We start from the raw sequence: 16,021 nt of genomic DNA, 5'->3' as shown, positions 1-16,021 counted from the left end.
GGAACCTTAAATCCCTGCAAGTATCCGCAAGTTCGATGCATGACGCGGAGGCCCCCGTGCAAGCTCGGACGCGGAGATCGTTCGGACCGCTAGCGTGGAGGACCTCATGGCTCTGCATCTGCTGGGCAAGGACCCCGAGTCGCCGGAGGGCAAGTCGCCGACGGTGTACTACGACGACGTGACGGAGAACTTTCTGGTCCAGGGCTGGAAGGTACTGGACCGGGAGCGGTTGTCGAAGCTGGAGCTGCCGGACCACGAGACTGTCGTGGAGATTCCCCGGCGGATGCTGCAGTTCTTCCCGGAGGTGAGCGGTGGCGGAGACGCCCGCGTTTGAGGAGTTGTTCCGGCTGGCGCGACGGTCCGCCGTGCACCTGGAGATGCGGGACGGATACATGCAGGCCGCCCCGGACTACATCGCCTGGCGAGAGGGCGCGTGGGACACCACTCGCTGCCTGGACCGAGAGGCGGGCGCGTGGCTCTCGCTCATGCGGGAGATCACCGGCCGGGGCGTCGAGGTGCGCCGGGCACGGATCGTGTCGGAACCCGTCACCGACTACATCCGCTTTGAGCACCACCTGACGGCCGGGAACATCCAGGCGGGGGAGCAGGTCCGCTGGCTGCCCCGGCGCCGGGCCTCGGATCTCGCGCTTCCGGGGAACGATTTCTGGCTGTTCGACGACAGCCTGGTCGTGTTCCTGCATTTCACCGGGGACGGGGAGCTGTCCCCGGATGGGGATGAGGAGCGTACGACGGATCCCGCCCTGGCCCGGCTGTGCTCAACGGCTTTCGAAGCTGTGTGGGGCCGGGCCGTTCCCCACGAGGAATACAGGATTTCCTGAGGGTGCGGTATCGGTGATCCAGTGACTACCTCCCCTTCCTCGGCTGTGCAGGAGGCCCGCAGGACTCTGGGTAACACACTTCGCGAGCTCCGGCTTGCGGCGGGATTCGAGACGGCCCGGGCATCTTCTGCCCGGGCCGGTTGGCATGAATCCAAGTCATCCAGGATCGAGAACGGCGTAACTCTGCCCTCGGACACTGATATTCGGATGTGGGCTGGCGTGTGCCGGGCGGAGGGTCAAGTCGAGGACCTCATTGCCACGGTCCGCGGCATAGAGGAGATGTATGTCGACTGGCGCCGTCTGGAGCGGGCCGGCCTGAAGCGTGTGCAGGAGTCCGTCCTGCCGCTCTATGAGCGCACCCACCGGTTCCGCTTCTACCAGTCGTGGGTCATCCCCGGCCTGCTGCAGACCCCCGCATACACCCGGGCAGTGCTGGAGACACTCGTGTCACTCAGGCAGGCCCCGGGCGACATCACGGAAGCCGTTGCCACGAGGATGGCGCGGCAGAGCATTCTCCATTCCGGCGGTCGTCGGTATGCGTTCCTGATCGAAGAGTGGGTCCTGCGAACCGTAGTCGGCGACACTTCTATCATGGCTGCCCAGCTTGGCCGACTCGTCACTGCTGCATCATTTCCTTCCGTCAGCCTCGGGGTCATTCCCATGGGCGTCCCCCGTGGAAATGCCTGGCCGACAGAATAATTCTCGATCTTCGACAATGAACAGGTCGGTGTGGAACTGGTCAGCGCGCACCTGAACGTGCGCCAACCGCGCGGGGTAGCTGATTACGCCCGTACGTTCGCCGAGTTGGCCGGAGCCGCCGTGTACGGAAGAGCCGCGCAGCAGCTGATCACTCTGGCCACTGACGCACTTAGGTGAATCCGCGCAAGTGCGTAGAAGTTCATTGAGTGCTAGAGGGGTCCGGTCAGATGCTTTACGTGATGGCAGCATTCTTAGCCGGTGCTGAGTCTGCTGTCACTTCTCCATCTGCTCCGGAAGGTGAATCATGCACGTAATCGATCTGTACCGAATCCCTGTGGAACACGCCGAGTTCGCGAAGGCGTGCGGCGGCAACACCCACCCCGACGGTGAGTCCTGCGTGACGCTCGCCCATATCGGCCCCGATGCGTGGGCGGTCGGGGACAGCAAGAAGCCCGAAGCGGAGCCGCTGCGCTTCACCAGCGCCGAGCTCGACGCGGCCGGCATCGATCCGGTGCGCTTCGGCCTCTCGGTCTAATTTCTCCTCGCCATCCGTCGGCGGGAGGACGGTTGCACCACCACGGATACCTGTGGACGGGCCCGAAGCAGCGCTTCGACCAAGAGGCGCTGCGGCGGCCCCCGCATCCTGAGCCGCCCCCGGCAGGGAGCAGACCGGAACTGATCCAGCGCTACCGAGAGGTGGTCGCCGAGTTTCCTGGCTCTGATCTGCCGCCCCTGGAAACGGCGTTGTGGCTGATGAAGCCCGGCTCCGTGGTGTGCGGCACGTGGCACGGGCCGAAGGAGGCGGCAGTTTGGCTGCGGGCGCGGCTGACCGAGTACGCGCCTCATTTCGACACCGAGGAGCAACGGGACGGCACACGTTTGGAGTGTCTCGTCAACGCCGCGACCGATCGGCTGGGTTGGGGCGGCGACGTCTCCCTGGGCTTCTACCTCGAACGCCCCTCGTACCTCTCCCTGGCCGTGGTCACCTGTTCCCCCAACCAGTCGGCGCCCGGCCTGCCATGCCCCGTTCCGCAGCTCTGAGGGACCTCCGGACCTCCCTCAATGCCGCACCAAGCAGAACGGATGCCCCGCCGGATCCCCGTACACCCGCCACCCGCCGCCCCCGGACTTCTCGTCCAGAACCGTCGCGCCCAGTGCCAGCACCTGCTCGTGGGCGGACTCCAAGTCGGCGACCTGGAAGTCGAGATGGAACTGCTGGGGCGCGGCCGGGTCGGGCCAGCGGGGTGGGGTGTACGGGGTCACGCGTTGGAAGGCCAGGATCAGGCCCGTGGGCGTGTGCAGGGTCGACCAGGCGGCACTGATGGCCCAGCGGGGGTCCGGGTGGTTCACCGTGCCGCCCAGGAGGGCGCGGTAGAACTCCGCGAGGGGCAGGGGAGCGGGGCAGTCCAGGACCACGCACTGCAGGTTGGCGATCATGCGGTGAGCGTAGGGGGAAAGGCGTCCGGGGCGTACGGAGGCGTACGGATGACAGAGGGCCCCGGCGGCAACTGCTGCCGGGGCCCTCCGATGTGTCAGACGGTCACGTCGTCTCAGACGTTCACGCCGAAGTCCTGCGCGATGCCGACCAGGCCGGACGCGTAGCCCTGGCCCACGGCGCGGAACTTCCACTCCGCGCCGTTGCGGTACAGCTCGCCGAAGACCATCGCGGTCTCGGTCGCGGCGTCCTCGGAGAGGTCGTACCGCGCGATCTCCGTGCCACCCGCCTGGTTGATGATGCGGATGAACGCGTTGCGGACCTGGCCGAAGTTCTGCGAGCGGTTCTCGGCGTCGTAGATCGAGACCGGGAAGACGATCTTCTCGATGTCGGCCGGCAGGCCTTCGAGGTTCACGTTGATCTGCTCGTCGTCGCCCTCGCCCTGGCCCGTGACGTTGTCACCGGTGTGGACGATGGTCTGGTCCGGCGTCGCCTTGTTGTTGAAGAAGACGAAGTGCTGGTCGGAGAAGACCTTGCCCTGCGTGTTCACCGCGATCGCGGAGGCGTCCAGGTCGAAGTCGGTGCCAGTGGTGGTGCGGACGTCCCAGCCGAGCCCCACGGTGACGGCGGTCAGGCCCGGAGCCTCCTTGGTGAGCGAGACGTTGCCACCCTTGGACAGGCTTACTGCCATTGTTGGGAGTCCCTTCCCTCGTTACGACGCACCGCCGCCTGTGCGGGCAGTGCGTACGGGCTTCGTACTGGGGACGAAGCTACCTTCACTCCTACCAACGCCGACCGGGGTCCCCAAGGTTCCACTTGGCTTTACTTTCTTTACCCGGGCCTTCCGCGACCCGGGAAAAAGAGCGTGACGTGAGCCCGACAGGCGCGGGACCATGGGGGCATGTCCGGTCCCTATGTAATCCGCGGTTCGGTCTCCCTGCCGGAGGCCGAGCTCATGTGGCGTTTCTCGCGGTCGTCCGGGCCGGGCGGGCAGCACGTCAACACCAGTGACTCCCAGGTCGAGCTGCGGTTCGACCTCGCGAACACCGACGCGCTCCCCGACGTGTGGAAACAGCGCGCCCTGGAGCGCCTGGCCTCCCGGCTCGTCGACGGCGTCGTCAGCGTCCGGGCGAGTGAGCACCGCTCGCAGTGGCGGAACCGGGAGATGGCCGCGGCTCGGCTCGCCTCCCTGCTCGCCGAGGCGACCGCGCCGCCGCCGAAGCCGCGGCGCGCCACGAAGGTTCCTCGCGGGATCAATGAGCGGCGTCTGCGGACGAAGAAGCAGCGGAGTGAGACGAAGCGGGGGCGGTCGGGGCAGGGGTGGGGCTGACCCCTGCCCCGTCAAGGGCGCGGGGAGCTGCGCGGTCCAGTCACGGGAATGCCGCAGGGGCGACTGCCGGGGTCCCGGACGATGCGTCTGCGGCTTGGGCGTTGGCTGAGCGCGCAGTTCCCCGCGCCCCTTAAGGGCCCCGTAGGGCCGCTCGCTCAGCCCAGCTGGCGGTAGCGACCCCTGAAGTACATCAGGGGACCACCCTCACCGCTCGGCAGCGACGCAGTCAGCACGCGGCCGATCACCAGCGTGTGATCGCCCGCCCGCACCGTCTGTTCCGTGCGGCACTCCAGCGTCGAGAGGGCGCCGCCGATCAGCGGAGCGCCCGACACGGGACCGCGCGTGTACGGGATGTCCTCGAAGAGCAGGCGGTCGCTGATGCGGCCCTTCATCGCGAAGCGGCCCGCGATGTGGCGCTGGCTCTCGGCGAGGACCGAGACCGCCCACAGCGGCTGCTCGGCGAGCAGGTCGTCCATGCGGGAGCCCTCGCGCAGGCTGACCATGACCAGAGGCGGGTCGAGGGAGACGGAGAGGAAGGCCGTGGCCGTCATGCCCACGTCCTCGCCCAGCGGGGCGCCCGGGTCGTCCGGGTCCAGGCCGGGCTCGCGCGCCGTCACCAGGACCACGCCCGCGGCCAGCCGGGACATCGCAGCGCGGAACTCGTCGTTGCTCACCCCATCAGCATGCCCATCCGATGACGGGTGGCGAGGGGAAGGCGGGGCCGGGAGAGTCTTGAGTACATGAGCCACGTGGTCGAAGCTAGCCCCTGCGCGTCGCCCGAAACATCGGGCTGTGGGCCCAGACCGGTCCTAGGTCCGAAGGTCCTCCGAAGGCCCTCCGGCGGTTCGCAGGCCCCGGCCGCCGGGCCTGGCACGCAGTGCCGTCGGCGCGGTGGACTAGTCCAAGGGACTGGACCAACGACGGTATCCCATCTGTGACTTGAGTCACAGGGGCCATATTTTGTTGACCCTGTGTACCGAGTGAGCAGCTCGCTGTGATTCAGTGACGGTGGCAATAAGACACTGAGGGCACCAAAGGCACAAGGGCACGGAAGAGTCACTGCCACACGAAGTACGGGCACGGGCACGGAAACGCTGCGGGCGCTGCGCATCCTGGAGTTGCTGTCGAGGTCTCGGGGAGAACGAGCATGGAGACCGAGTCGGAGCCGTACGTCCGTCTTGCGACCCTGCGGCAGCTGCACCAGGTGGTAGCGGAGCTGAACACGGCCCGGAGCCTGGCGGACACGCTGCAGACCGTCGCCGACGGCGTCGTCAACGGCCTTGGCTATGAGCTGGCGTGTGTCAATCTCGTGCGCCCGGACGGCGATCTCGTCGTCGCCGCCTTCGCGGGCAACTCCTCCGCCGAGGCCCTCATCACCGGCCGCGTCGGCTCGCGGGACGCCTGGGAGCGCCGCCTCGCCATGGGTGAGGCCTGGGGCGCCCTGCGCTTCATCTCGTACACCGAGGGCTGGGTCCTCGACGACGACGACGTCCCGCAGTGGTACACCGAAGGGCCCGAGCCCCGCTTCGAGGACGAGTGGCACCCCTCCGACCGACTCTTCGCCCCCATGTACGCGACCGGGGCGGCCGGCGGCGAACTGCTCGGCGTGATCTCCGTGGACCGGCCCCGCAACGGCCGCAGGCCCGGCGCCTGGGGCCGCGAGGCCCTCCAGATGTACGCCTTCCAGGCCGCCATCGCGATCAGCAACGCCCGCCTGCGGGCCAACATGCAGCGCGCCCTGGTCCGCCTGGAGCGCGAGCAGCAGGCACTGCGGGCCAGCGAGGAGAGCTTCCGGCAGGCCTTCGAGTACGCGCCCTCCGGCATGGCCATCGCCGAGATGGGCGGCGACCAGCACGGACGGATCCTGCGGACCAACGACGCACTCTGCCGCCTGCTCGGGCGGCCCGCCTCGGCCATGCGGCGCTACTCGTTCTCCGACCTCGTGCACCCCGAGGACATCGGGACGCTCCTGCGCACCTCCGCCGAGGGCGGCCGCGCCGAGCTGCGGCTCGCGCGCCGCGACGGCACGTACGTCTGGGTGTCGCTGCGCAACTCCGTCGTCGCCGACGCCGCCGATGGGCCCCGCTTCCTGCTCACGCACGTCGAGGACATCGAGGAGCGCAAGCGCCGGGAGCTCCAGCTCGCCCACCGGGCCAGCCACGACTCCCTCACCGGACTGCCCAACTCCGCCGAGCTGCGCGCCCGGCTCAGCGCCCGTCTCTGTCGCAGGCCCCACGCGGGCCAGCCCAGCGCAGTGGACTCCCTCGACGCCGCGTACGAGCACGGCTTCGACTTCGGGCCCGCCGCGCGCCAGCAGGACGACGGGTTCGACCACCACGTGCACACCATCGCCCCCGAGGGCGGGGAGGGCGACGTGGACGACGGCACCAAGGGCCTCGCCGTCCTCTTCTGCGACCTGGACGGCTTCAAGTCGATCAACGACAGGTTCGGCCACCACACCGGCGACGCCGTCCTCATCGAGGTCGCCCGGCGCCTCACCCACGCGGTGCGGGACGGGGACACGGTGGCGCGGCTCGGCGGCGACGAGTTCGTCGTCCTCGCCGACGGGCTCGGCCGCGCCGACGCCCAGGACCTCGCCGTCCGGCTGCGGAACGGCATCATCCCGCCGATCCGCGTCGACGGCAGGGCGGTCCGCGTGGGGGCCAGTTTCGGCATCGGCTGGGCACACTGCGGGATGTCGGCGGACGAAGTGTTGCACTCCGCCGACCAGCGGATGTACGTGGAGAAACGGTCCCGTGCCAAACAGCACCGGCGGGCCGGGTAGCGGTCCGGATGAGGCCGACGCCACCCCTTGGGCCCGTGTGGACCGGGTAGGCTCCCCGCGTCAGCGATGTGAGGGAGTGACCTGGGAATGACGCCCGGCAATAACGGCGAGAACACGCCGAGCGCGCCGCAGGGCGACGACGATCCGTTCGGCTACCTGTACGAGGACGGACAGGCGGCCGGAGCGACCCCGCCCAGCGGTGGGGGTGGCTACGGATACCCGGGTCCCCGCTCCTCGTACAACCACGTGCGGGCGGTCGGCGACCGGCGTCCGGCGTACGGGCAGCAGACCTACGGCCAGCAGCAGACCTATGGCCAGCAGGTCCCGCAGCAGCAGGGCCAGCAGCCCTACGGCCAGCCGAACGCCCACTACACCGCCCCCGAGGCGCAGCCCGGCGGCGCCCCCGTCGCCTCGCCGCAGTACGCGCCCGCGGGCGGCGGCCGCGGCCGGGGCCCGAACACCAAGGGGCTGCTGATCGGCGCGGTCGCCGTGGTGGCGGTCGTCGCGGTGGGCATCCTCGCCGCCGTGATCACCGGCAACGACGACGACAAGGGCGGCGACGCGGACGCGGGCGGCAAGCCGTCGCAGGCCGCGTCGGTCCGGCCCAGCGAGAAGCCGAGCAAGAAGCCCGAGAAGAAGGTCGAGCTGCCGGAGACGGACGCCAAGGCCCTGAAGCTGGAGGGCGGCACGACGACGGCGTCCGACGTCGACGGCGCCAAGGCGGACGGCGGGGTGTACGTGGCCGGGTTCGACAAGGTCGGCGCCCAGGTCACCTGGACCGTCAACGGCATCCCCAAGGCCGGCTCGTACAGCCTCCGGGTGAACTACGGCGTGCCCGGCAAGGACTCCAACGCCACCATCCTCGTCAACGGCAAGAAGCAGACCCGCCCCCTGAACATGAAGAACTTCGCGCACGCGGAGGAGGGGAACTGGGAGAAGGGCTGGACCAACACCTGGGCGGTGGTCCAGCTCACCAAGGGCACCAACACCGTCACGCTCTCCTGCGCACAGAGCGACCTGTGCGGGACGACCGGGGCGAACATCGACCAGATGTGGCTCGTGGAGGGCACCAACGGCTGACCGCCGCGCGCCCCGCCCGGGGGCCCTCCGCTACGTCAGGAGCCCCAGGAAACCCGCCACCGTCCCGGCCATCGCCTCGCGAGCCGGGGCGAGGTATTTCCGGGGGTCGACGCCCTTCTCGTGGGCGTTCAGGTAGGCGCGGACCTCGCCGGTGAACGCCGTGTTGAGGGCCGTGCCCACATTGATCTTCACCATGCCGGAGCCGATGGCCCGCCGGATCTCCGCGTCCGGCACGCCACTTGAGCCGTGCAGCACGAGCGGTACGGGCACGGCGGCCGCGAGGGAAGCGATCAACTCGTGGTCCAGGGCCGCCGTGCGCTCCGTCATCGCGTGCGAGGAGCCCACCGCCACCGCGAGGGCGTCCACGCCCGTCTCCGCGACGTACGCGGCCGCCTCCGCCGGATCGGTCCGCACCCCCGGCGCGTGCGCGTCCAGCGGCGCCTCGCCCTCCTTGCCGCCCACCCGGCCGAGCTCCGCCTCGATCCAGATGCCCCGCTCGTGGCCCCAGCGCACCGCGTCCGCCGTCGCCTTCACGTTCTCGCCGTACGGCAGCTTCGACGCGTCGAACATGACGGAGCTGAAGCCCTCGGGGTGCGCGGCGCGCAGCAGTCCGGGGTCCGTCACGTGGTCCAGGTGGAGCGAGAGGCGCGCGGCGGACGCGCGGGCCACCGCCGCCGTCGCCGCCGCTATCGCGGTCGGGCGGCCGCCGTGGAACGTCACCGCGTTCTCCGAGATCTGCAGGATCGCCGGGGCCCCGGCCCGCTCCGCGCCGCGTGCGACCGCCTCCGCGTGCTCCAGGGTGATGACGTTGAACGCGGCGACGCCGTGGCCCCCCTCGCGGGCCTCCGTGACGAGGTCTCCGGTGCTGACCAGTGGCACGTGCTCCCCAATTCCCGGGGCGCTGCGCCCCGTTGTGCGGTGCGGATACGGCTCTGCGCAGGGGCCTGCGTACGGCTCTACGTCGTTGTGGACGCGGCGGCCGCCACCGCGACCCGCGGCAGCAGTCCGTCGTACGTGGCGGGGTCGAACTCGCCCGCCACCGGCGCCGCCACCGTCGCGGCCGACAGCGCCACGGCGCGGGCCAGGCGGTCGGGCCACGGCAGGTGTTCGGCGAGCCCGGAGAGCAGCCCCGCGACCGCCGAGTCACCGGCGCCGGTCGGGTTGCCGCGCACCCGCTCCGGGGGCCGGGCCTGCCAGGTGCCGTCCGGTGTCACGGCGAGCAGCCCGTCCGCGCCGAGCGAGGCGACCACGGCGTGCGCGCCCCGGCGGCGGGCGTCGCGGGTGGCCCGGGCCGGTTCGTGGGAGCCGGTCAGCTCGGCGAGCTCGTCGGCGTTGGGTTTGACGATGTCCGGGCGGGCGGCGACGCCGCGGCGCAGCGGTTCGCCGCTGGTGTCGAGCAGGACGGGGACGCGGGCGGTCCGTGCGGCCCGGACGAGCAGGGCGTACGCCCCGACGGGCACGCCGGGCGGCAAACTGCCGCAGAGCGCGACCGCGGCCGTGCCCGCGCGGTGCACCAACTCCGTGTAGGAGTCCAGGAAGGCGGCCCATTCGGCGGGGGTGACGGTCGGGCCCGGCTCATTGAGCTGGGTGGTGTCGCCGGTCGTCGCGTCGACCACGGCGAGGGTGCGGCGGGTGGCGCCCGCGACCGGGGCGAGGGCGTCCGTGACGCGCGCTTCGCCGGCGAGCCGCTCGTGCAGGGTGCGGCCGGTGTCGCCGCCCGCGAAGCCGGTGACCGTCACGTCGTGGCCGAGGGCGGCGAGCACGCGGGCGACGTTCAGGCCCTTGCCGCCGGGGCGTTCGGTCACCTCGGTGACGCGGTGCGAGGCGTGCGGGACGAGGGCGGGGACGCGGTAGGTGAGGTCCAGGGCGGCGTTCAGCGTGACGGTGATGATCATGCGTGCCACCCCCGAAGTACCTTGCCACCGGCCTCTTTAGGGTTCTGATCATGCCAAACGGAAGGCGGTTGGCCCAGGGGTGAGGGCCAACCGCCTTCCGTTTCACGGGTTCACGGGTTCACGGGGGACTGATACGGCGGGCTAAACGGGCTCAACCACCCATTCGCCCTTGCGCATCACGCCCTTGAGGTCGAACGCCGCGTCCAGGACCACCAGGTCCGCGTCCTTGCCCGGCTCCAGGGAGCCGATCCGGTCGTACTGGCCGAGGAGCCGCGCCGGGTTCGCGGAGATCGCGCGGACGGTGTCCTCGACGGACAGCCCGTCGACGGTCACCGAGCGCTTGAACGCGCGGTCCTGGGTCAGGGTCGAGCCCGCGATCGAACCGCCCTCGACGAGCCGGGCCACGCTGTCCTTCACCTCGACCTCCAGCGGGCCGAGCATGTAGCGGCCGTCGCCGAAGCCCGCGGCGTCCATGGCGTCGGTGATCAGCGCGACGCGGGAGGCGCCCGCGTGGTGGAAGGCCAGCTCGAAGGAGGCGGGGTGGAGGTGGGTGCCGTCGTTGATCAGCTCGACGGTGACCCGCTCGTCCTCCAGGAGGGCGGCGATCGGCCCCGGGACGCGGTGGCCGAGGCCCGGCATGGCGTTGAACAGGTGCGTCGCGACGGTGGCGCCCGCGTCGACGGCCTCCACCGTCTGCTCGTACGTGGCGTCGGTGTGGCCGATCGCCGCGATCACGCCGTGCTCGGCGAGCAGCCGTACGGAGTCGATGCCGCCGGGCAGTTCGGTGGCGAGCGTGAACATCCTCGCCTGGCCGCGCGCCGCGTCCATCAGCTTGCGGACGTCGGAGGGGTCGGGGTCCCGCAGCAGGCTCTCACTGTGCGCGCCCTTGCGGCACGGGGAGATGAAGGGGCCCTCGAAGTGGATGCCCGCGAGGTCGCCCTGCTCGGCGAGTTCGCTGAGCACACCGGCGCGCTGGACGAGGAAGTCCATCTCGCCGGTGACCGTGGAGGCGACGACGGTGGTCGTGCCGTGCAGGCGGTGGGTGTGGACGCCCTTGAGGACGTCCTCGACGGTGCCCGAGGTGAAGGAGGCGCCGCCGCCGCCGTGGTTGTGGATGTCGACGAAGCCGGGGACGACCCAGTGGCCGGTGAGGTCGACGGTCTCGGCGTCCGCGCCGGGGGCCCCCGCGATACGGGTGCCTTCGACGAGCACGCGGCCGTTCGTGACGGTCCCGGTGGGCAGTACCACCCGGGCACCGGCGAGAACCTTGCTAGTGGCCATCAGGTGGCTACCTCCGTGGGGTCGGTTTTCCGGTCGCCGGTCTTCCGGTCGACGAGGTCCCAGGCGAGCAGGCCCGCACCCAGGCATCCGGCGGTGTCGCCGAGGGCCGCGGGGACGATGTCCGGCAGCGTCTGGAACTGGACGATGCGTGCCGAGACGGCGGCCCGCAGCGGCGTGAACAACGTTTCCCCGGCCTCGGCCAGACCGCCACCGATGATCAGCGTGTGCGGGTCCAGCAGAGTGAGGGCGGTGAGCAGGCCGTCGGCCAGCGCGTCGACGGCGTTCCGCCAGACCTCCTGGGCCCGCGGGTCGCCCGACTCCACGGCCTTCGCGCAGTCCGCGGCGTCCGCCTCCGGGTCGCCGCTCGCCTCGGCCCACGCCTGGCTCACCGCGGACGCGGAGGCCAGGCGCTCCAGGCAGCCGCGCTGACCGCAGCCGCAGGGCGGGCCACCGGGGCGTACGACGATGTGGCCGATCTCGCCGGCCGAGCCGTGGGCGCCCGGCTCGATGGCGCCGCCGATGCCGATCGCGCCCGCGATGCCCGTGCCCAGGGGGACGAACAGGAACCGGTCGGCGCCCCTGCCCGCGCCGAGCCGCCCCTCCGCGAGGCCGCCCGTGCGGACGTCGTGGCCCAGGGCCACGGGGACGCCCTCCAGACGGGTGCTGAGCAGCTCCCGCAGGGGGACGTCCTGCCAGCCGAGGTTGGCCGCGTACACCGCGATGCCGTGCTCGGCGTCGACGATGCCGGGGACGGCGACGCCGGCCGCGGCGGCGGGTTCGCCGAAGCGGGCGATGCCGAGGGCGCGGAGGTCCGCGGCGAAGTCGAGGATGGACTCCACGACGGCGTCGGCGCCCCGCTCGCGGCCAGTGGGCCGGCGCGCCTCGTGCAGCAGGGCGCCGTCCGCCCCTACCAGGGCGGCTTTCATTCCGGTGCCGCCCACATCGAGGGCGATGACGTGTCTCACGGGGGACAGTCTCGCGCGTCACCCCGTGAGAGGTCTAGTCCACTTCGGGGTGGGCGTGGTGGACGGGGGTCTTTTCGTGGTGGACGGGGGTCCTTTTCCGGGGGCGGAGCCGCGGGGTCAGGTGAGGATGACGCTGCGGGTGAGGTTGCGGGGGCGGTCCGGGTCGAAGCCGCGGGCCTCCGCCAGGGCCACCGCGAGGCGCTGGGCGCGGATGAGGTCGGCCAGCGGGTCAGCCTCCTGGCGGGCGACCAGTTCGCCGCCGACGCGGGCCACGTCACCGGCGAGGCCCTCGGGCAGGGTGCCGAACATCCAGGCGACCCGGCCGGGGCCGGTGATGGCGATGGGGCCGTGGCGGTACTCCATCGCCGGGTAGGACTCCGTCCAGGCGCCCGCGGCCTCGCGCATCTTCAGCGCCGCCTCCAGCGCGAGCCCGTACGTCCAGCCCCGGCCGAGGAACGTCCACTGCTCGGCGCCGACGACCGCCGCGGGCAGCGGCTCGGTGACGGCGAGCTCCGCGTCGACGGCCGCGTCGGCCATCGACTTCAGGCCGGGGACGGCGCCGAGCCCGGCCCGCAGGAACGCGAGGGCCGTGGTCGCGAAGCGGGTCTGGACCACCGACTCCTCGTCGGCCCAGTCGAGGACCGCGACGGCGTCCGCCGCGTCCATGACGGGGGTCTTGGGGTCGGCGGTCAGCGCGAGGGTCGGGACGGTGCCCTTGAGCCGCGTGAGGAGGTCGAGGACCTCCGTCGTCGTGCCGGAGCGGGTGATCGCGACGACCCGGTCGTAGCGCCGCCCCGCGGGGAACTCGGAGGACGCGAAGGCGTCCGTCTCGCCGAGCCCGGCGGCCTCGCGCAGCGCCGCGTACGCGATGGCCATGAACCACGACGTCCCGCATCCCGTGACGGCGACCCGCTCGCCGGGCTGCGGCAGCCCGGCGAAGGAGGCGGCCGCCTCCACCGCCCGTCGCCAGCAGGCGGGCTGGGTGGCTATCTCTGCTGCGGTACGCGACATGCGGCAAGGCTCCTCGTCGGTGCGGGGTTTCCGGCGTGCTGTGCATGGACGTGACGTGCATAGCAGCCGCCGGGCGGGCGCGGCAATGGCGGGCCGTCCGGCGGGGCGGCTGTGGAGGCCGTTGCACAAGTGATATGCGGGTGGTGTAGACCTTGTGTCCGGACTCGGGGGAAACTCGCAGTTCAAGGGCATGGGGGCGCGAAGCCCCGGGACGCGGAAGCAAAAATGAGGGTGGGACAGCTGTGCAGCGGCGCGTGACAGGACTGACCGCGGCGGTGGCCGTACTGGGCATGGCGGGCGTTCTCGCCGGCTGCGGTGGTCCCGGCGACTCGGGCGACGTCACCCTCAAGCTGGTGGCCGCGGACTACGGCGACTCCGCGGCGAACAGTTCCAAGAAGTACTGGGACAAGCTGGCCAAGGGGTTCGAGAAGGACAACCCCGGCATCAAGGTCGACGTGACCGTCCACTCCTGGAACGACGTGGACCGCGAGGTCAAGGAGATGGTCAAGAAGGGCGAGGCCCCCGACCTGGCGCAGATCGGCGCGTACGCGGACTACGCCGCGCAGGACAAGCTCTACGAGGCCGACGAGCTCCTCTCGATCGCCACCCAGGCGGACTTCCTCGCCCCGCTCTCCCGGGCCGGCGAGGTCAACCGCATCCAGTACGGCATGCCGTTCGCCTCCTCGACCCGGCTGCTCTTCTACAACACCAAGCTCTTCAAGGACGCCCACCTCACCCCGCCGCAGAGCTGGAGCGAGCTGAAGGCGGACGCCAAGGCGCTCAAGGCGCGCGGCGTGAAGATCCCGTACGCGCTGCCGCTCGGCCCCGAGGAGGCCCCCGCCGAGACGCTGATGTGGATGCTCAGCGGCGGCGGCGGTTACACCGACAACGTCGGCTCGTACGACATCGACTCCAAGCAGAACGCGAAGACGTTCGGCTGGCTCAGGGACAACCTCGTCGGCGAGGGCCTGACCGGCCCGACGGCGCCCGGCGAGATGAACCGCGCCGAGGCGTTCGCGGCGTTCTCGCGCGGCGAGGTCGGCATGCTCAACGGCCACCCGACGCTGATGAAGATGGCCGCGAAGAAGGGCGTGAAGTTCGGCATGGTGCCGGCGCCCGGCGTCAACGGCAAGGCGCAGGCCACCATGGGCGTCGCCGACTGGATGATGGCGTTCAAGCAGAACGGCCACCGCAAGGAGGCCGGCAAGTTCCTCGACTACGTGTACAGCAAGAAGAACGTGCTCGACTTCTCGAACGAGTACGACATCCTGCCGGTGACGACGTCCGCGTCGCAGGCGATGGCCAAGGACCGCGGCCACACGGCGCTCGGCAAGTTCCTCGACGAGCTCCCCACGTCGCAGCTCTACCCCGTCGGCAAGACGTCCTGGGCCGAGGTCTCGGCGCAGATCAAGAAGGACATCGGCAAGACCGTCACGCCGGGCGGCAACCCCGGCTCGGTGCTGCAGGGCATCCAGAACCGTGCGGTCGCCGAGGAGAACGCCGAGTAGGGCATAGCGTGTCGGGCATGGACCGTGAGGAAGCCGGCGAGAACCGGCAGGGGCCGGGTGCGCTCTCCGCGCGCGACCGCGCCGTCCTCGCCCTGGAGCGGCGCTCGTGGCCGGGCCCCGGGGCGAAGGAACGCGCCATCCGCGAGGAGCTCGGCATGGTGCCGGTGCGCTACTACCAGGTTCTGAACGCCCTCCTGGACGACGCCCGGGCGCTCGCCCACGACCCGATTACGGTCAATCGGCTGCGCCGGGTGCGGGAGTCGCGGCGCGACGAGCGCTGACGCGGTTAAGGTCGGGCCCATGGGTGACCCTACGTACGCGCAGCCCGAGAGGCCCGGACGCCCCGGCCTGCCCGAGCCCGTGACGCCCGCCGGGCGGGACGGGCTCTCCGCACTCCTCGCACGGCCCGAACGCGCCGTCGTGGCACTGGACTTCGACGGCACGCTCGCCCCGATCGTGGCCGACCCCGAGCAGGCCCGCGCCCACCCCGACGCCGTGCCCGCGCTCGCCGCGCTGGCGCCGCGCCTGCGGTCGGTCGCCGTGGTCACGGGCCGCCCCGCGGGCGTCGCCGTCCGCTACGGCGGCTTCGCGGGCGTGGCGGGCCTGGAGCACCTCGTGGTCCTCGGGCACTACGGCGCCGAGCGCTGGGACGCCGTCACCGGCACGGTGCACGCGGCCGAGCCGCACCCCGGCGTCGCGGCCGTCCGCGCCGAGCTGCCCGGGTTCCTCGACGCGATCGACGCCTGGCGCGGCACCTGGATAGAGGAGAAGGGCCGGGCCGTCGCGGTCCACACGCGCCGCGCGGAGGACCCGCGGGCCGCCTTCGACGCGCTGCGCGAGCCGCTCGCCGAGCTGGCGGCCCGGCACGGACTGATCGTCGAACCGGGCCGCATGGTCCTCGAGCTGCGGCCGCCCGGCATGGACAAGGGCGTGGCCCTCGAGGAGTACCTGCGCGAGGTGGGCGCCGAGTCCGTCCTCTACGCGGGCGACGACCTCGGCGACCTGCCCGCCTTCGGCGCGGTGGAGAAGCTCCGCTCGGACGGGGTCGCGGGCCTCCTGGTGTGCAGCGGCAGCACGGAGGTCACGGACCTCGCCGGGCGGGCCGACCTGGTGGTGGACGGACCGCTCGGGGTCGTGGGGCTGCTGTCGGCGATCGCGGCCCAACTGCCCTGAGAGCCTGTCCTGGGACGGCG

At 71.4% G+C, this 16,021-nt stretch carries 19 protein-coding genes and 1 pseudogene; 12 read left to right on the top strand and 8 right to left on the bottom strand.

The window, feature by feature from the left end:
- Positions 1-106: 106 nt before the first annotated feature.
- The 6 genes and pseudogenes from ACZ69I_RS08085 (at position 107) to ACZ69I_RS08060 (ending at position 2,579) form a co-directional block, all read left to right on the top strand.
- Positions 107-334, top strand: coding sequence for a hypothetical protein (locus ACZ69I_RS08085; RefSeq protein WP_470830972.1), 228 nt, complete (start codon positions 107-109; stop codon positions 332-334).
- Positions 312-839 carry a DUF6879 family protein gene (locus ACZ69I_RS08080; RefSeq protein WP_470830971.1) on the top strand — a complete coding sequence of 176 codons (528 nt, stop codon included), beginning with the start codon at positions 312-314 and terminating at the stop codon, positions 837-839. Before ACZ69I_RS08085 ends, ACZ69I_RS08080 begins: the two co-directional genes overlap by 23 nt.
- Positions 840-860: 21 nt before the next feature.
- Positions 861-1,064 (top strand): annotated as a pseudogene (locus tag ACZ69I_RS08075) (helix-turn-helix domain-containing protein); the annotation flags it as partial.
- 54 nt (positions 1,065-1,118) lie between these two features.
- Positions 1,119-1,538: a DUF5753 domain-containing protein gene (locus ACZ69I_RS08070; RefSeq protein WP_470831072.1), complete on the top strand. Its 420-nt coding sequence runs from the start codon at positions 1,119-1,121 to the stop codon at positions 1,536-1,538.
- 304 nt (positions 1,539-1,842) lie between these two features.
- Positions 1,843-2,073 (top strand): DUF397 domain-containing protein, encoded by a 231-nt coding sequence (locus tag ACZ69I_RS08065; RefSeq protein WP_470830970.1) that lies wholly within the window; start codon positions 1,843-1,845, stop codon positions 2,071-2,073.
- Positions 2,074-2,105: 32 nt separating this feature from the next.
- A complete protein-coding gene (locus ACZ69I_RS08060; RefSeq protein ID WP_470830969.1) occupies positions 2,106-2,579 on the top strand; it encodes a hypothetical protein in 474 nt (157 codons plus the stop codon).
- An 18-nt stretch (positions 2,580-2,597) separates the two neighbouring features.
- Here ACZ69I_RS08060 and ACZ69I_RS08055 read toward each other — a convergent pair whose 3' ends face one another.
- Both ACZ69I_RS08055 and ACZ69I_RS08050 read right to left on the bottom strand, forming a co-directional pair.
- Positions 2,598-2,975 carry a VOC family protein gene (locus tag ACZ69I_RS08055; protein ID WP_389714144.1) on the bottom strand — a complete coding sequence of 126 codons (378 nt, stop codon included), beginning with the start codon at positions 2,973-2,975 and terminating at the stop codon, positions 2,598-2,600.
- 113 nt (positions 2,976-3,088) lie between these two features.
- Positions 3,089-3,664 (bottom strand): TerD family protein, encoded by a 576-nt coding sequence (locus ACZ69I_RS08050; RefSeq protein WP_125513572.1) that lies wholly within the window; start codon positions 3,662-3,664, stop codon positions 3,089-3,091.
- A gap of 210 nt (positions 3,665-3,874) precedes the next feature.
- Between ACZ69I_RS08050 and arfB the strand changes: the two genes are divergently transcribed.
- Positions 3,875-4,303 carry an alternative ribosome rescue aminoacyl-tRNA hydrolase ArfB gene (gene arfB / locus ACZ69I_RS08045; protein WP_470830968.1) on the top strand — a complete coding sequence of 143 codons (429 nt, stop codon included), beginning with the start codon at positions 3,875-3,877 and terminating at the stop codon, positions 4,301-4,303.
- Between the two features lie 155 nt (positions 4,304-4,458).
- On the opposite strand, the gene ACZ69I_RS08040 is transcribed toward arfB, so the two are convergent.
- Entirely contained in the window at positions 4,459-4,950 is a 492-nt protein-coding gene (locus ACZ69I_RS08040; RefSeq protein WP_470831071.1) for a flavin reductase family protein, read from the bottom strand.
- Between the two features lie 500 nt (positions 4,951-5,450).
- Here ACZ69I_RS08040 and cdgB point away from each other — a divergent pair, with 500 nt between their 5' ends.
- Together cdgB and ACZ69I_RS08030 are read left to right on the top strand one after the other, a co-directional pair.
- The gene (cdgB, locus tag ACZ69I_RS08035) at positions 5,451-7,088 is read left to right on the top strand and encodes a diguanylate cyclase CdgB (protein ID WP_467672800.1); all 1,638 of its coding nucleotides are present in this window, start codon (positions 5,451-5,453) and stop codon (positions 7,086-7,088) included.
- 87 nt (positions 7,089-7,175) lie between these two features.
- The gene (locus ACZ69I_RS08030; protein ID WP_467672798.1) at positions 7,176-8,168 is read left to right on the top strand and encodes a carbohydrate-binding protein; all 993 of its coding nucleotides are present in this window, start codon (positions 7,176-7,178) and stop codon (positions 8,166-8,168) included.
- A 30-nt stretch (positions 8,169-8,198) separates the two neighbouring features.
- Here ACZ69I_RS08030 and ACZ69I_RS08025 read toward each other — a convergent pair whose 3' ends face one another.
- The 5 genes from ACZ69I_RS08025 to ACZ69I_RS08005 form a co-directional block, all read right to left on the bottom strand.
- On the bottom strand, positions 8,199-9,047 hold the full coding sequence (locus ACZ69I_RS08025; protein WP_470830967.1) for a class II fructose-bisphosphate aldolase: 849 nt from the start codon (positions 9,045-9,047) through the stop codon (positions 8,199-8,201).
- Between the two features lie 77 nt (positions 9,048-9,124).
- Positions 9,125-10,063 (bottom strand): 1-phosphofructokinase family hexose kinase, encoded by a 939-nt coding sequence (locus tag ACZ69I_RS08020; RefSeq protein ID WP_470830966.1) that lies wholly within the window; start codon positions 10,061-10,063, stop codon positions 9,125-9,127.
- 141 nt (positions 10,064-10,204) lie between these two features.
- The gene (nagA, locus tag ACZ69I_RS08015; protein ID WP_470830965.1) at positions 10,205-11,344 is read right to left on the bottom strand and encodes an N-acetylglucosamine-6-phosphate deacetylase; all 1,140 of its coding nucleotides are present in this window, start codon (positions 11,342-11,344) and stop codon (positions 10,205-10,207) included.
- Positions 11,344-12,309 (bottom strand): ROK family protein, encoded by a 966-nt coding sequence (locus ACZ69I_RS08010; RefSeq protein WP_470830964.1) that lies wholly within the window; start codon positions 12,307-12,309, stop codon positions 11,344-11,346. Before ACZ69I_RS08010 ends, nagA begins: the two co-directional genes overlap by 1 nt.
- Positions 12,310-12,426: 117 nt before the next feature.
- Positions 12,427-13,320 (bottom strand): SIS domain-containing protein, encoded by an 894-nt coding sequence (locus ACZ69I_RS08005; protein ID WP_470830963.1) that lies wholly within the window; start codon positions 13,318-13,320, stop codon positions 12,427-12,429.
- 242 nt (positions 13,321-13,562) lie between these two features.
- Here ACZ69I_RS08005 and ACZ69I_RS08000 point away from each other — a divergent pair, with 242 nt between their 5' ends.
- From ACZ69I_RS08000 to otsB, 3 genes are read left to right on the top strand one after another with little or no spacing between them, the layout of a single operon-like run.
- Positions 13,563-14,828 carry an ABC transporter substrate-binding protein gene (locus ACZ69I_RS08000; RefSeq protein WP_467672786.1) on the top strand — a complete coding sequence of 422 codons (1,266 nt, stop codon included), beginning with the start codon at positions 13,563-13,565 and terminating at the stop codon, positions 14,826-14,828.
- 17 nt (positions 14,829-14,845) lie between these two features.
- Positions 14,846-15,109, top strand: coding sequence for a DUF3263 domain-containing protein (locus ACZ69I_RS07995; protein WP_470830962.1), 264 nt, complete (start codon positions 14,846-14,848; stop codon positions 15,107-15,109).
- A gap of 19 nt (positions 15,110-15,128) precedes the next feature.
- The gene (gene otsB, locus ACZ69I_RS07990; RefSeq protein ID WP_467672782.1) at positions 15,129-16,001 is read left to right on the top strand and encodes a trehalose-phosphatase; all 873 of its coding nucleotides are present in this window, start codon (positions 15,129-15,131) and stop codon (positions 15,999-16,001) included.
- Positions 16,002-16,021 lie beyond the last annotated feature (20 nt).

The organism is Streptomyces sp. NPDC036815 (assembly GCF_055609205.1).
This window is presented reverse-complemented; position numbering and strand designations above follow the sequence as displayed.

What these genes read in the sequence shown, in the direction of transcription:
- ACZ69I_RS08085 (WP_470830972.1), top strand. Translation starts at nt 107, where the DNA reads ATGGCTCTGCATCTGCTGGGCAAGGACCCCGAGTCGCCGGAGGGCAAG.
- ACZ69I_RS08070 (WP_470831072.1), top strand. Translation starts at nt 1,119, where the DNA reads ATGTATGTCGACTGGCGCCGTCTGGAGCGGGCCGGCCTGAAGCGTGTG.
- ACZ69I_RS08065 (WP_470830970.1), top strand. Translation starts at nt 1,843, where the DNA reads ATGCACGTAATCGATCTGTACCGAATCCCTGTGGAACACGCCGAGTTC.
- ACZ69I_RS08055 (WP_389714144.1), bottom strand. Translation starts at nt 2,975, where the DNA reads ATGATCGCCAACCTGCAGTGCGTGGTCCTGGACTGCCCCGCTCCCCTG.
- ACZ69I_RS08050 (WP_125513572.1), bottom strand. Translation starts at nt 3,664, where the DNA reads ATGGCAGTAAGCCTGTCCAAGGGTGGCAACGTCTCGCTCACCAAGGAG.
- arfB (WP_470830968.1), top strand. Translation starts at nt 3,875, where the DNA reads ATGTCCGGTCCCTATGTAATCCGCGGTTCGGTCTCCCTGCCGGAGGCC.
- ACZ69I_RS08040 (WP_470831071.1), bottom strand. Translation starts at nt 4,950, where the DNA reads ATGTCCCGGCTGGCCGCGGGCGTGGTCCTGGTGACGGCGCGCGAGCCC.
- cdgB (WP_467672800.1), top strand. Translation starts at nt 5,451, where the DNA reads ATGGAGACCGAGTCGGAGCCGTACGTCCGTCTTGCGACCCTGCGGCAG.
- ACZ69I_RS08030 (WP_467672798.1), top strand. Translation starts at nt 7,176, where the DNA reads ATGACGCCCGGCAATAACGGCGAGAACACGCCGAGCGCGCCGCAGGGC.
- ACZ69I_RS08020 (WP_470830966.1), bottom strand. Translation starts at nt 10,063, where the DNA reads ATGATCATCACCGTCACGCTGAACGCCGCCCTGGACCTCACCTACCGC.
- nagA (WP_470830965.1), bottom strand. Translation starts at nt 11,344, where the DNA reads ATGGCCACTAGCAAGGTTCTCGCCGGTGCCCGGGTGGTACTGCCCACC.
- ACZ69I_RS08005 (WP_470830963.1), bottom strand. Translation starts at nt 13,320, where the DNA reads ATGTCGCGTACCGCAGCAGAGATAGCCACCCAGCCCGCCTGCTGGCGA.
- ACZ69I_RS07995 (WP_470830962.1), top strand. Translation starts at nt 14,846, where the DNA reads ATGGACCGTGAGGAAGCCGGCGAGAACCGGCAGGGGCCGGGTGCGCTC.
- otsB (WP_467672782.1), top strand. Translation starts at nt 15,129, where the DNA reads ATGGGTGACCCTACGTACGCGCAGCCCGAGAGGCCCGGACGCCCCGGC.